General features: G+C 40.7%; 10 protein-coding genes and 1 pseudogene. 8 read left to right on the forward strand and 3 right to left on the reverse strand.

The window, feature by feature from the left end; genetic code table 11:
• Positions 1 to 82: 82 nt before the first annotated feature.
• The 8 genes and pseudogenes from E6139_RS02195 (at position 83) to E6139_RS02230 (ending at position 10,636) form a co-directional block, all read left to right on the forward strand.
• The gene (locus E6139_RS02195) at positions 83 to 850 is read left to right on the forward strand and encodes an HAD family hydrolase (protein ID WP_316401409.1); all 768 of its coding nucleotides are present in this window, start codon (positions 83 to 85) and stop codon (positions 848 to 850) included.
• A gap of 254 nt (positions 851 to 1,104) precedes the next feature.
• Complete coding sequence (locus E6139_RS02200) at positions 1,105 to 1,485, forward strand: HAD-IIB family hydrolase (RefSeq protein WP_316401410.1); 381 nt, start codon at positions 1,105 to 1,107, stop codon at positions 1,483 to 1,485.
• Positions 1,428 to 2,681, forward strand: a pseudogene (kdpA, locus tag E6139_RS02205) (potassium-transporting ATPase subunit KdpA); the annotation flags it as partial. The gene E6139_RS02200 and the pseudogene kdpA, both read left to right, overlap by 58 nt.
• A 15-nt stretch (positions 2,682 to 2,696) precedes the next feature.
• Complete coding sequence (gene kdpB, locus E6139_RS02210) at positions 2,697 to 4,727, forward strand: potassium-transporting ATPase subunit KdpB (protein WP_316401411.1); 2,031 nt, start codon at positions 2,697 to 2,699, stop codon at positions 4,725 to 4,727.
• Between the two features lie 15 nt (positions 4,728 to 4,742).
• Complete coding sequence (locus E6139_RS02215) at positions 4,743 to 5,273, forward strand: potassium-transporting ATPase subunit C (RefSeq protein ID WP_316401412.1); 531 nt, start codon at positions 4,743 to 4,745, stop codon at positions 5,271 to 5,273.
• Between the two features lie 67 nt (positions 5,274 to 5,340).
• Positions 5,341 to 7,911: a sensor histidine kinase KdpD gene (locus tag E6139_RS02220; protein ID WP_316401413.1), complete on the forward strand. Its 2,571-nt coding sequence runs from the start codon at positions 5,341 to 5,343 to the stop codon at positions 7,909 to 7,911.
• A gap of 9 nt (positions 7,912 to 7,920) precedes the next feature.
• On the forward strand, positions 7,921 to 8,610 hold the full coding sequence (locus tag E6139_RS02225; RefSeq protein WP_316401414.1) for a response regulator transcription factor: 690 nt from the start codon (positions 7,921 to 7,923) through the stop codon (positions 8,608 to 8,610).
• A gap of 229 nt (positions 8,611 to 8,839) precedes the next feature.
• Positions 8,840 to 10,636, forward strand: a complete 1,797-nt coding sequence (locus E6139_RS02230; RefSeq protein ID WP_316401415.1) for a heavy metal translocating P-type ATPase — start codon at positions 8,840 to 8,842, stop codon at positions 10,634 to 10,636.
• 59 nt (positions 10,637 to 10,695) lie between these two features.
• Here the strand turns inward: E6139_RS02230 and E6139_RS02235 are convergent, their stop codons facing one another.
• The 3 genes from E6139_RS02235 to E6139_RS02245 are packed head-to-tail and all read right to left on the reverse strand — an operon-like array spanning position 10,696 to position 13,600.
• Positions 10,696 to 11,406, reverse strand: coding sequence for a hypothetical protein (locus tag E6139_RS02235; protein ID WP_316401416.1), 711 nt, complete (start codon positions 11,404 to 11,406; stop codon positions 10,696 to 10,698).
• A gap of 59 nt (positions 11,407 to 11,465) precedes the next feature.
• Positions 11,466 to 12,920 carry a HAMP domain-containing sensor histidine kinase gene (locus E6139_RS02240; protein WP_316401417.1) on the reverse strand — a complete coding sequence of 485 codons (1,455 nt, stop codon included), beginning with the start codon at positions 12,918 to 12,920 and terminating at the stop codon, positions 11,466 to 11,468.
• Positions 12,917 to 13,600 carry a response regulator transcription factor gene (locus E6139_RS02245; RefSeq protein WP_316401418.1) on the reverse strand — a complete coding sequence of 228 codons (684 nt, stop codon included), beginning with the start codon at positions 13,598 to 13,600 and terminating at the stop codon, positions 12,917 to 12,919. The genes E6139_RS02240 and E6139_RS02245 overlap by 4 nt, the downstream gene beginning before the upstream one ends.
• Positions 13,601 to 13,897: the final 297 nt, after the last annotated feature.

The following is a 13,897-nucleotide window of genomic DNA, read 5'->3' on the forward strand; positions in this document are numbered from 1 at the left end:
TAAGTCTTTTTTTTCGTTGCTTCTCGAATGAAAGCGCTGTATGCTGAGGGCAGAGTACAGAACGGACTGAAAGGATGAGTTGATGAAAAAGATGGCCTTTTTTGATTTGGATGGGACATTGTGTCAAGGCAACAGTTTGATATTGGGTGAGGGGTTAGTCGAGGCTTTTGATCAGTTGCGGAAAAATGATGTTCATCCAGTGATAGCGTCAGGACGAAGTTTATATGAAGTGAAAGAGCTGTTTCATCAATTAAAGATCGAAACGTTTATTTTGGCAGGCGGCTGCTATGCCCATTTTGCTGGAGAAACCATCTTAAATGAAACATTTTCAAATAGCGAGATCGAGTCAATTTTAAGACTCGCAGATCGCCATGAGTTACCCGCAGGCTACTTTAATCAGCAAGGATACGCGGTGACAAAGCTTTCCGAGATTGTTAAAGAACATGTTGGACACATGGCGATCACAGGAGTAACTGTTGCGCCTGATTTTTATCATACGAGACCAGTCAATTATATGAATTTATATATGGATGAAAAAGTCGAAGCAAAAATCGATCGCAACCTTGAACAGTTGGTTGACCGAATGCGTTTTTCTCCTTTAGCCCTGACGATCTCGCCTAAAAATATTTCTAAAGGAAATGCGATTCAAAAAGTAATGGATCGATTTGCCGAATCAGAAGTCGAGACCTATGCGTTTGGTGACAATAACAATGATGTATCAATGTTCAAAGTAGTTAATCATGGAATCGCCATGTGCGATGCGACAGAACAGCTGAAGTATCAAGCGGACTATGTAGCAAAAACAGAACATGGCGTGCTGGAAGGATTGAAACACTTTGAATTGATTTGATAAATCCTATTGCGTCATACTTTCAAGACATGGTATGATTTACCGTGAACTGGAAAACTGGAGCTAGGGTTCCGCTCAAGTGAGGACTGTGACCGAGGGCTTCATCTTTTACTAGATGTAAAAGGCACCTATTGATATAAAAGATCCGAGGGGAAAGGTTCAGTGTATTTGTGATGCACTGACTTTTCTCTCGGCTTTTTTGTGTCCGATAGATCAACGGTGTATCAAAAATAAATCAATTCATTTTAGAGAGGATGTCAATTGTGGAAAAGCTAGCTTTTTTTGATTTAGACGGAACATTGTGTGCTGGTGGCAGTTTGCAGGTAGAGCAAGAAACGATCCAAGCGTTTGATGAGCTAAGAAAGCAAGATGTATTGCCGATTATTGCAACCGGTCGAAGCTTTTATGAGGTGAAGGATTTACTAAAACAATTGCAGGTAGAGCATTTTATTTTATCAAACGGCTGCTATGTCCGTTTTGCTGGAAAGACGATTCAAGATGCCAGATTTACTCACTCAGAAATTGAGAAAATTCTTACAATTGCAGATAAGCATCAAGTATCTGCCGGCTATTTTAATCAGCAGGAGTTGGGCTTTCAGTCTTGGTTGCCTTGCTTCGCGGACTTTCGCAAGTGAAAAAGAAAACCCTAGGAAATTTCTGGCAGGATTTAACCCGCAGTCTGGTTTATATTCTTTTACCGTTATCTATCATTTTCGCTGTTTTATTAATCTCACAGGGTACAGTGCAATCCTTTAAATCAGGCATTACCTACGAAGGATTGGAAGGGAAAAGCTTGTGGCTTTATTTAGGACCGGTTGCCAGTCAAGTGGCGATTAAACAACTTGGAACCAATGGCGGCGGCTTCTTCGGGGCGAACTCAGCCCATCCATTTGAGAATCCGACAATTTTTTCGAACTTTTTAGAAAATATCGCGATTTTGTTGATTCCAGTCGCTTTGATCTTTGCTTTTGGATTTTGGATCAAAGATTTAAAGCAAGGACGAACAATCATGATTGTTTCACTTTTCTTTTTGTTTTTAGCGTTTATCGGTGTTGCTTTCAGTGAATATTACGGCCCTGAATTTGCTCGCGTTATTGGTTCAAGCAACATGGAAGGAAAAGAAGTTCGTTTCGGTGTTGGCTGGTCTAGTTTATGGTCAGTTGGAACGACAGCTGCGTCTAATGGATCAGTAAATGCGATGCTGGATAGCTTTACACCACTAGGCGGTGCGATCCCAATGTTTCTGATGCAGTTAGGGGAAATCATCTTTGGAGGTGTCGGTAGCGGACTGTACGGCATGTTAGCCTTTCTTTTGTTGGCAGTTTTCATCGCCGGACTTTTAGTAGGACGAACCCCAGAGTATCTAGGAAAAAAAATAGAAGCTTTCGATATCAAAATGGCAAGTCTAGTTATATTAACACCATTAATGCTGACGTTGTTTGGAGCGATGGCATTGGTTTTGCACCCAGAGATAATGACTTGGTTGGCGAATCGCGGTCCTCATGCATTCAGTGAGCTGCTTTATGGTGCGACGTCGTTAGCGAATAATAACGGGAGTGCCTTTGGCGGACTTTTAGCAGATACGACTTTCTTGAATATTTTAGGTAGTCTGTTAATGATCATTTCCAGATATCTGCCGATCATTGCCATCTTGTTTTTGGCGGAAAATATGGGCAGCAAAAAGAAAGCCGCGCTAAGTTCTGGAACGTTGTCTACTGTTAGTCCAACGTTTATATCGATGTTGATTATTGTGATTCTGGTAATTGGATCATTGAGCTTTTTACCAGCTCTTGCTCTTGGTCCAATTGCGGAATTCTTCACGATGAAGTAAATGGAGTGAGTGAAAATGAAAAAAATCTATCAATGGGCCGTCGGTCAGTCCTTTAAAAAGTTGGACCCACGCCAACAAATCAAAAATCCTGTAATGTTCGTCGTTTATCTCGGTGCGATCATTACGACAGTATTGTGTTTTTATTCGATGCGTGTGCCGCTTTGGTTCAGTATCTCGGTCACCATTTTTTTATGGCTGACGTTGCTTTTTGCTAATTTCGCTGAAGCGGTTGCGGAAGGTCGAGGAAAAGCGCAATCCGACAGCTTAAAACAAGCGAAAAAAGAAGTTATGACCTACAAGATAAAAAGTTTAGCAGATATCAAAGATGAAAACTTCATTGAATTACGTTCTTCTGATTTGAAACGTGGTGATTTGGTTTATGTTCGAGCGGGAGAACAAATTCCGGCCGATGGAGATGTGATCGAAGGAGCCGCCTCTGTTGATGAGAGTGCGATTACAGGAGAGTCGGCACCGGTGATTCGTGAATCGGGTGGTGACCGCAGCGCGGTGACCGGTGGAACTACCGTTGTCTCCGATTATTTAGTGATACGCGTAACATCTGAAAATGGACAATCTTTTCTGGATAAAATGATCGCGATGGTGGAGGGAACGCAACGAAAAAAGACACCGAATGAGATTGGCTTGCAGATTTTTTTGATCACCTTGACGATTATCTTCTTAACGGTTTCTATCACTCTCGTACCTTTTACTGATTTTAGCAGTCAGTTATCAGGGAAAGGTGAGACACTATCTATGATTATCGTAATCGCCTTGTTGATTTGTTTAGCTCCGACGACCATTGGCGCGCTGATTTCCTCTATTGGTATTGCAGGGATGAGTCGTTTGACAAAGGAAAATGTGATTGCTATGAGCAGACGTGCGATTGAAGCGGCAGGAGATGTCGATGTTCTTTTACTAGATAAAACAGGAACCATTACACTAGGAAATCGTCGCGCCAGTGAATTTTTACCAGTTAAGGGTATCAGTGAAGAACAGCTTGCTGATGCCGCACAATTGTCTTCCTTAGCTGATGAAACCGCAGAAGGCCGTAGTATCGTAATACTAGCGAAAGAGCGTTTTAATCTGCGGGAAAGGGAGTTCCAGGAAACAGAAGTAAAATTCATTGATTTTAGCGCCAAGACGCGAATGAGCGGTATCGATTATCGTGGTGATGAAATTCGCAAGGGTGCTGCTGATACGATGAAAAAGTATGTTCAGTCAAAAGGGAAAGAATACCCTGTTGAGTGTGATGAAATCGTTGATAAGATCGCTCGTGCCGGTGGGACACCACTAGTCGTAGTGAAAAACGAACGTGTAATGGGTGTCGTTTATCTAAAGGACATCGTGAAAAATGGCGTGAAGGAAAAATTTTCTGATATGCGTAAAATGGGAATTAAGACCATCATGATCACAGGAGACAATCCGCTGACCGCAGCAGCAATCGCAGCTGAGGCTGGTGTCGACGATTTTCTAGCAGAAGCGACACCTGAGAATAAGATGAATCTGATTCGTGACTATCAAGAAAAAGGACACTTAGTAGCTATGACTGGTGATGGAACCAATGATGCTCCTGCGTTAGCACAAGCCGATGTAGCGATGGCGATGAATACCGGTACACAGGCCGCCAAAGAAGCGGGAAATATGATCGACTTAGACTCCAGTCCGACCAAATTGTTACAGGTCGTTCAAATTGGTAAACAATTATTAATGACTCGCGGTGCTCTGACAACATTTAGTATCGCTAATGATATCGCTAAATATTTTGCGGTGATTCCCGTACTGTTTTACAGTATCTATCCGCAGCTGGATCGTCTGAACATCATGGAACTAGGAAGTCCATTGACTGCCATCTTGTCGGCGGTTATCTACAATGCAGTCGTGATTGTCGCCTTGATTCCTTTAGCGTTGAAGGGTGTGAGGTATCAAGAAAAGCCTGCCAGCCAAATTTTACGACATAACTTGTTAATCTATGGTCTTGGCGGCATTATCGCACCATTCATTTTTATCAAAATCATTGATGTGATTCTTTCGATGATTATTTTATAGAGAGGAGTAGGAGCTATGAAAAATAGTCTTTTAGGTAGTTTGAAATTTCTGATTCTAAGCCTAGTCGTCTTCGGTGGATTTTATACGGTTTTAGTAACTGGTATTGGTCAATTGTTCTTTTCAGACCAAGCTAATGGCAGTCAAGTAACAAAGGATAATCAATTGGTGGGTTCAAAACTGATTGGGCAGACCTTTGAACAGGACGGGTACTTTTCGGGACGCAGTGAGAAAGTCAGTCAGCTTTCCCCTGTATCTAGTAAGCAAAAAATGCTAATAGAAGAACGAATAAAAAAACAATTAACTAAAAATCCTACGCAGCAAAATGTACCGAATGATTTAGTCACAGCTTCTGCCAGCGGTGTCGATCCTGATATTAGTTTATCAGCAGCTGAATTTCAAATCGCAAGGATTGCCAAAGTGCGGGGGCTATCTGAACGAACAGTTCATAAAGTGATCAACCAACAAGCCCGGAAGGATTGGTTCTCAGATCGTTATTATGTCAATGTTTTGCAGTTAAACCTCGCATTAGATAAACTAGAAGCATAAGTAGGAAGAGATTCTCTAACTGTTCTACCAGTTAGAGAATTATTGTGCATGGAAAGGAAGTTGACCGATGCAAGGGATTGAAGATAATCAAATCGGGAATGGGCGTAGAGGGCGACTGCGAGTTTTTTTTGGTTTTGCCGCCGGAGTTGGGAAAACCTATAGTATGCTGGCGGAAGCCCATGAACTATTGATGACTGGAAAAAATATTGCAGTCGGCTATATCGAGCCTCATGATCGACCTGATACGAATCGGTTGCTGGAGAGATTACCACAGATTGCACCAAAAAAAATCCTATACAAGCAACTAGTATTAACTGAGCCTGATATTGATCAAATCATTCAGCAAAAACCAGAGATCGTGTTGATCGATGAGTTAGCACATACGAATGCGGTAGGCTCTCGCAATCGCAAACGGTATCAGGATGTAGATGAATTACTAAATGCTGGAATTGACGTTTTTACAACGATCAATGTTCAGCATATCGAGAGTCTAAATGACATTGTCGAAGAGGTTACTGGGATCGAAGTCAAGGAGACTGTTCCAGATACGTTCCTGCAGCAAGCCACGATCAAAGTGGTTGATGTGGAACCAGATGAACTGATCGACCGGTTGGAGCAAGGGAAGATCTATGCCAATGAAAATGCGAAACGCGCGTTGCAGAACTTCTTTATCCCACAGAAACTCGATCAGCTACGAGGCTTGGCGATTCAACGAGCGTCGGATCATATTAATCGTATCAGCGGAAAGACGATTGGTATTCAGAGTAAATTACTGACAGTAGTGAACGATGGATTTCCTAAGATGACTGAAAAATCAATTCGCTGGACTGCACGTTTGGCTCAAGGCCTAGGAGCCGAATGGACTGTTATACAAATCAGAACCCAAGAAGAAACTCCTACAAATATTCCGCTGGCTGAAAAACTGGGGGCAGAAGTCATTAGTATTGAAGAAGATGATAGCTTTGAAACAATCGTGGAATTTGCGAAAATGACTGGTGTCACAGACATTATCATGGGTAAAAATCTGCGACAGCCATGGTATGAAAAAGTTTTTGTTGAAGCCTTCGATGATCGGTTACTAAAACGATTGAATGACACGGAACTCCATTTGATTCCCTTTAATGAAGAGAAGCAATCGTTCTTTCTAAAGACCCGTAAAGTGATTGAAGGCGGTGGGAAGGACCTAGCAATTGCTCTAGGCGGCGTATTTCTAGCGACGATCGTGACAGAATTGATGCAATACATCCATGTTGGTGACCAAAACTTGATGCTGATCTACATCTTTTTCATTTTATTAGTCGCAAGAATGACATCGGGATATTTTTGGAGTGCTCTTACCTCTATTTTAAGTGTACTGTCCTTTAACTGGTTTTTCGTTGAACCTCTATACTCGCTGACTGTTTATAAACAAGGTTATCCTATTACTCTGCTAATCATGTGCTTGGTAGCCATCCTAATCAGTAATTTAATGGTTCGATTAAAAAAACAAGCAGAAAGCTCTATGGAAAAAGAACACCAAATGGAAATCCTCTATGAATTAAATAAACAATATGTATTAGCCGATAGTCGAAATCAGATTTTTGACATTTCAGCCACTTACTTATCTCGTTTATTGAACCGCGAAGTGATCTTGTTTGATCGCCAAGCGAAGCTTGAAAGCGTTCATTGTGTGGGTGATAAATCGTCAATTTTAAACACCAAGGAAGAAGCCGCTGTAGCATTTTGGACAGCTAATAATCAAAAAGAAGCAGGGAATGGCACCGACACGTTGATTGGGGCTAAAGGATTCTATCTACCAATTATTGTAAGCGGAAAAACATTGGCAGTACTAGGAATCGAACGCAATGCCGGACTTGATTTAGAAAACGATCAACTGAATTATTTGAGGCTAGTTTTGACCCAAATTGCTGTTATTTTAGAGCAAACTGAACTGAAGAACGAAAAAGAACAGGTCGAGTTAGAAAATGAACGAGAAAAAGTTCGTAGCAATTTATTACGAGCTGTATCTCATGACCTTCGAACGCCCTTGACGGTTATCTCAGGAATTGCAGAAACGCTAGGCGGTAGCGGTGATTTGCAGGAAGAAACTCGGCAGAAACTGTTAAAAGATATTCACGACGAATCGCAATGGTTGATTCGGATGGTAGAGAATCTATTATCTATTACACGCATCAATATAGATACAATGAAGGTTAATAAATCAGCAGAGCCAGTGGAAGAAATCATCGAAGCAGTTTATCAACATTTAAAAAAAGTCTATCCAAAAGGACAGGTGGAACTTCAATTGCCAGCTGATGTCATCTTTATTCAAGTAGATCCGATTTTGATTGAACAATCGTTATTTAATTTGGTGGAGAATGCTCTTTGTCATGGTGAAAAAGATCAACCAGTAAAGTTAACTGTTTATCAGGAAAAAGGACAGACTGTCTTTGAAATTGAAAACTATGGTGAGATTCCATTGAAGCAGTTCGAAAAGATTCAAACAAATTTAACAAGCATTAATGAAGTGCCAGTGGATTCGAAAAATGGATTGGGAATCGGTTTGAGCATCGTGAAAACCATTATCCATGCTCACAATGGTACTATGGAAATGACTGTTCGTGATGGAAAGACATTTGTCAGAATATTTTTAAAGTGAGGGATGTTTATGAAACCAACAATTTTACTGATTGAAGATGATCCCAATATTACGGATTTTATGGAAGTCATTTTAGGACAGGAGCGCTATCAGTTGACGGTCGCTAGGACTGGAATGGAGGCACTAACTGCTTTTCAAACAACATCGATCGATTTGGTATTGTTGGATCTAGGGTTACCTGATATTGATGGAATCGATTTACTGAAAATTTTGCGCAAGCGAATGCATTTGCCGATTATTATTATTTCTGCGAGAAATAATGAAGAAGAGAAAGTGAAGGCTTTGGATTTGGGGGCCGATGATTATGTCACAAAACCTTTTGGAACAAATGAATTACTAGCACGCATGCGAACAGCCCTTCGCCATAAAAACGTGCAAACCGACGCAGTATCAGTTTTAGAGAATAAAGCCTTGAAAATTGATTTCGAGAAGCAATTAGTATACAAGGATGAGCAAGAGATCCATTTAACTAAGAATGAGTATCGAATCTTAGCCTTGATGTTTCGTCAATTAGGCAAGGTTGTCACGTATCAAACACTGATGACGGAAGTATGGGGGCCATACAGTGAAGATTCTCAAACATTACGCGTGAACATGTCAAATATTCGCAAGAAAATCGAACAAAACACGTTAAAACCAGAATATCTAATTACAGAAATCGGAGTTGGTTATCGACTGCGAGATCACCGTTCAGAGTAATAAAAAAGTCGACAGTCAGTCGGCTTTTTTTGCTGGAAATTACTAGGCTATGATGAAGTTAGATGAAGTTAAATGAAAAATCTCAGTTCAACTCAGACTATAATAATTACAATATGTGTGTATTAAATATAAGCTGTTAATGATTATCTTTATCATTTAGACGTTTCCATTTTCAATTAGCTTATCAGAGTGCTAATCTGATTATGAAGACAGATGGAGGCGCAAATAAATGAGTAATACAAAGAAATTTTTATCAACCTTAGCGATTGGGATCATCGCATTAGTTTTGGAATTTGGTTTTCATCAGGATCGTTTAGCATTTTGGTTAGTTGCAATCATTGGCGGAATAATGACGATCTCTATGTTGATCGGAATGATTGAAACGCTAAGGTCAGGAAAATACGGTGTAGATATATTGGCGATTACCGCAATCGTAGCTACATTGTTAGTTGGTGAATATTGGGCGAGCTTGATGGTGTTGATTATGTTGACAGGCGGAGATAGCTTGGAAGACTATGCCAGTCATCAAGCGAGTCGAGAACTGAGATCACTCTTAGATAATTCGCCACAAATCGCACATAGAATCGACGGTGAAAAATTAACTGAAGTATCGGTCGAAGAAGTTCAGGTCGGTGATTTGATTTTAGTGAAGCCTGGTGAGTTAGTTCCGGTTGACGGTCGTGTGACGGCAGGAGAATCCTTTGTTGATGAGTCTTCGTTGACAGGTGAATCAAAACCCATCGAAAAGAAAAACAATGATGAATTGATGTCCGGCTCGATTAATGGTGATGGCGCATTGCGATTTAAAGTAACAAAGGCCGCAAAGGACAGTCAGTATCAAACATTGGTAAAGCTTGTTAAAGAATCAGAAGCTAAGCCTGCACATTTTGTTCGTTTAGCTGACCGCTACGCCGTGCCATTTACGATCATCGCGTATTTAATCGGTGGTATTGCATGGTTTGTTTCAAAAGATCCGGTTCGTTTTGCGGAAGTGTTGGTCGTAGCTTCGCCTTGTCCTTTGATCTTAGCAGCCCCTGTGGCTCTCGTTGCGGGGATGAGTCGCTCAAGTCGTAATGGGATCGTTGTGAAAACTGGGACAACAATAGAAAAATTGGCTCGAGCAAAAAGTATTGCTTTTGATAAAACGGGGACCTTAACAGAAGGGAAGTTATCAGTTGAGGAAATTCGAGTTATTTCTGAGGATTTTTCAAAAGAAGAATTGATCACCTATGCTGCTAGCGGCGAACAAGAATCGAGTCATATTTTAGCACGTTCGTTAGTTGCTTACGCGAAAGATAATAATATTGATTTGTTCTCAGTAACGAACTTGGAAGAAGTTACCGGGCAAGGAATCCAAGCGATGGTTAATGGTAAGAAAATTCGTGTTGGTAAAGCCTCTTTTGCCGGCTCAACGGTTGAGTTGGATAGTGAGCAAACAGCTGTTTATGTGTCTCTGGATGCGAAATATATTGGCTATATCACGTTTTCAGATATCGTTCGCAAGGAGTCCGCAGCTACAGTCAAAGCCCTAAATGCGATGGGAATTGAGAAAACCATTATGCTGACTGGAGATCATCAATCCATCGCAAATCAAATCGCAAGCAAAGTAGGGATTTCAGAGGTTCATGCAGAATGTCTACCAGAAGAAAAAATCAACGTTATAAAAGCATTAAATGAAGAGGATCGACCAGGCATCATGGTGGGCGACGGTGTCAATGACGCTCCTGCATTAGCTGTTGCTGATATAGGAATCGCGATGGGGGCTCACGGATCAACCGCAGCAAGCGAAAGTGCCGACGCAGTTATTTTGAAAGACGATTTGAGTCGAGTTTCAGAAGCTGTTCGCTTATCTCAAGATACGATGCGGATCGCGCGTCAATCAGTGTTGATTGGAATCGTCATTTGTGTAGTCTTGATGTTGATTGCAAGTACTGGTGTGATTCCGGCATTATTAGGAGCTGCTCTGCAGGAAGTGATCGATACTGTTTCGATATTATCAGCTTTGAGAGCACGGAAAGATAAGTAAATAGATTGGACATAAAGAAGCCTAGCAAAATTTCCTTTTGGAATCTTGCTAGGCTATTTTTAATGGTGTCGATTTCCATGATGTCCGTTCGTTTGTTGGGTTGTGTAATTATGATGGACACGCGGGGCCACCTGCTGCTGTTGGGCTTGTTGTTGTTGAGCCGCAGCTTGTTGCTGTTGTTGAGCGGCTTGTTGGCGAGCTGCTGCTTTTTGTTGTTGCTGGTGATGCCACTGTTGTTGAACCGCTGCCTCTTGGGCTGCTTGCTGTGCTTGATAATTTGCCGCATTTTGAGTCTGTTCAACATCATTTGTTTGTTGTGGAGTTAAACTTTGCTGCCCGTATTGATTTCCGGTTCCTTCTTGCGGCTGTGTTCCATAATTAGTTGGTTCAGTCACTGGTGCTGTACTGGTATTTTGTACATTTTGACTTTGTTTTTCTTCAAAATTAGGACAATCAGGAACTCTAGATCCATCAACTCGTCTTGGTCCTGTTCCGTCTTGCTTACCATTGCCAGTGTAATTTCTATTACCTCTTCGTTCACCTGTACCATTTTGCGGTCTTGCATTTTTTTGATCCAAACCATTAAGAATCCGATCCTGACGTAAAGGACAATCTTCTCGCGACACTTTGTAAATGTTATTGATCGTGCAATAGCGCAAATTTTGGAGTCCTTGTCCAGTTGTTGCGGCATCTGTTTTCAATGTCGCATACCCCGTCAATCCAACAAAGATCAATGCAATAGAAACTAGCCCTTTTTTGTGTTTGACCATGAATGATCTCCTCCTTTTCAATTGTAGTATAAGAAGAGATTGTGACAAAAGTATGGCAATTAGAGAGAGGGCAACTGAATTTTTATCATAAACTGATTTTGATCTGCTTCTGCAGCGATTTGTCCCTGGTGGCGCAGGATTACTTGTCTAGCAATTGCTAAACCGAGTCCGGTTCCAGTTGCATAATTTTGCTGTTGTCGATGAAAAGAATCAAATAAATGAGTGGTATCATTTATAGGCTCAGTTAGTTTGTTAGAAAGAGAAATATCGACGGCTGAAGTTTTATTTGAAATAACAATTTTGATAATCGAATGCTCAGGTGAGTATCTATTTGCGTTATCTAACAAAATCTTGATGACCTGTGTAATCCGCATGTAATCGCCATCGATCATTTTTGGTTCAGTAAGCCGATTAACAAGAATGATTTCCTGATTCTTTTCCTTAAGCGCTATGCGGTAGCTTCTTACAGCATCATTAATACAATCCAATGGGTTGACTGGCTCTTTTTGAAGCTGAAACTCAGTTGATTGCAGGCGACTCAGTTCAAGTAAGTCGTTGACCAAGCGTTCTAAGCTTGTGCTCTCCTTCAGAAGCTGTGCTAAATAATCCTTTTCTTCATTTGCATCAATATACCCATCATTGATCGCCTCTAAAGAGCTTTTTATCACCATGACCGGCGTGCGCAGTTCATGAGAGATTTGAGAAAGAAAATCTTTTTCTGATTGTTCCTTTCGATCCCGAGCAGATTTTGCTTCTGCTAAACGCTGACTCAGGAGAGTTAGTTGATCGCCAAGTTCCTGTAGTTCGTCTTTCGTCTGAATCGAAAGAGTTTCACTATAATCTTCATTGGCTAACTTATTCGTATATGCTCGCATTGATTCAATCGGCTTCACAAATCGTTTGGACAAACGCCAAGCGAGAATAGTGGCAACAATTACAGATCCTAACAGACTAAAGAGTAAAATCACATAACCAGCAAATTGGTTTTCATGGATCGCATCGACCTTTGAATGCATCAGGACGATTCCACGAACTGTTCCGTTAGTCATGATCGGTGTCGCGATTGTTAATTCTTGTAATTGAAACAATCGTCGTTGTTTTGCGACCTGCATTTTCTTTGTTTTGAAAGTTGTATTGACTAAGTTTTTTGCCTCAGCTGGCGGCGATGTTTGATTACCTGAATTTTCATGATGATAGGAGATAATGGCGTTCATTTCAGTATCAACCACCCAAACATCTTCTCCAGCGATCTGATTGAGAAATCGTAAAAAAGCCCCATAGCCTCCCATGCCGTTTCCTTCACCATTAGCATTACCTTGTCCTTGATGTGTATTAGACTGAAAATAACCAGATAACGTTTCACTAATTAATTCGCTGCGATGTGTCATTTCTTCCTGATGCATATCTTCCGTTTGTTTGGCAAACAAGATACCAAAGAAAAAGGCAATCATGATAGTAAAAGCTAGTAATAGACCAACAAATTGCTGGATCAGCCGCGTTGTGATTTTCTTCATGCTGGTCCCTCGATTCGATAGCCTTCACCCCAAACAGTTTCAATCTGACAATCTTCAATACCAGCTTTTTTCAATTTCGCTCGTAATCGTTTAATGTGGCTGTCCACAGTACGGCTATCGCCATAATAATCATAGCCCCAAACAGCATCCAGTAAATTATCACGAGTAAAAACCTTATTCGGATACTTGGCGAATAAAACAAGCAACTCAAATTCTTTTTTTGTCAGTTTTATTTGTTTATCACCCGCAATCGCTTGACGATTTTCTAAAAGCAACCGCAGAGAACCTAGTGATAACTGTTTCACAGCTGATTCTTTTTCAAAATCAATCCGCCTCATGATAGCCTTTATTCGAGAAAGGACTTCTTTAGGTGAAAAGGGCTTGATAATATAGTCATCGGCACCGACTTCCAAGCCTAAAATTCGATCGGCATCTTCTGTTTTTGCAGTGATCATAATGATTGGTACTGTAGATTTTTCCCGAATCTGCTGGCAGATTTCTAAGCCATTAACATGCGGTAACATGATATCTAACAAAATGAAATCTACTGTGTGCTGATCAAAATAGGGAAGAGCATCTTTTCCGTCATAGGCGACTGCTGTTTCATAACCAGCTTCATCCAAATAGCGCGTCAATACATCAACGATTTGTTCGTTATCTTCAATAACCAGAATTTTCATGGGAACCTCCTTGCTTATAGAAGCTTTGGCTTAAGTATAGCGTACTATAAAAGCAGAAAGGAACACTCAATAAAAAAACAGCACAATATTGTGATGTGCTGTCATTAAAGAAGAAATTCAATTGGTTTAACAATTTTGCAAATCATAATCAAGATTTTTTGTCTCATTGGATGCAGGATCCGTCGTTTAGGATCACTTTTTTATGTCGTTAGATTTTAACTCCCCGCGGAGCTGCCTTCAATAGTTTACCAACTAAAATCTATTTCAATATAAATAGTTCAGCATATTAGAAATAAA

Origin of the sequence: Enterococcus sp. (genome assembly GCF_032555305.1) — a bacterium.
Lineage (GTDB): Bacteria > Bacillota > Bacilli > Lactobacillales > Enterococcaceae > Enterococcus_A.

What these genes read in the sequence shown, in the direction of transcription:
- E6139_RS02195 (WP_316401409.1), top strand. Translation starts at nt 83, where the DNA reads ATGAAAAAGATGGCCTTTTTTGATTTGGATGGGACATTGTGTCAAGGC.
- E6139_RS02200 (WP_316401410.1), top strand. Translation starts at nt 1,105, where the DNA reads ATGTCAATTGTGGAAAAGCTAGCTTTTTTTGATTTAGACGGAACATTG.
- kdpB (WP_316401411.1), top strand. Translation starts at nt 2,697, where the DNA reads ATGAAAAAAATCTATCAATGGGCCGTCGGTCAGTCCTTTAAAAAGTTG.
- E6139_RS02215 (WP_316401412.1), top strand. Translation starts at nt 4,743, where the DNA reads ATGAAAAATAGTCTTTTAGGTAGTTTGAAATTTCTGATTCTAAGCCTA.
- E6139_RS02220 (WP_316401413.1), top strand. Translation starts at nt 5,341, where the DNA reads ATGCAAGGGATTGAAGATAATCAAATCGGGAATGGGCGTAGAGGGCGA.
- E6139_RS02225 (WP_316401414.1), top strand. Translation starts at nt 7,921, where the DNA reads ATGAAACCAACAATTTTACTGATTGAAGATGATCCCAATATTACGGAT.
- E6139_RS02230 (WP_316401415.1), top strand. Translation starts at nt 8,840, where the DNA reads ATGAGTAATACAAAGAAATTTTTATCAACCTTAGCGATTGGGATCATC.
- E6139_RS02235 (WP_316401416.1), bottom strand. Translation starts at nt 11,406, where the DNA reads ATGGTCAAACACAAAAAAGGGCTAGTTTCTATTGCATTGATCTTTGTT.
- E6139_RS02240 (WP_316401417.1), bottom strand. Translation starts at nt 12,920, where the DNA reads ATGAAGAAAATCACAACGCGGCTGATCCAGCAATTTGTTGGTCTATTA.
- E6139_RS02245 (WP_316401418.1), bottom strand. Translation starts at nt 13,600, where the DNA reads ATGAAAATTCTGGTTATTGAAGATAACGAACAAATCGTTGATGTATTG.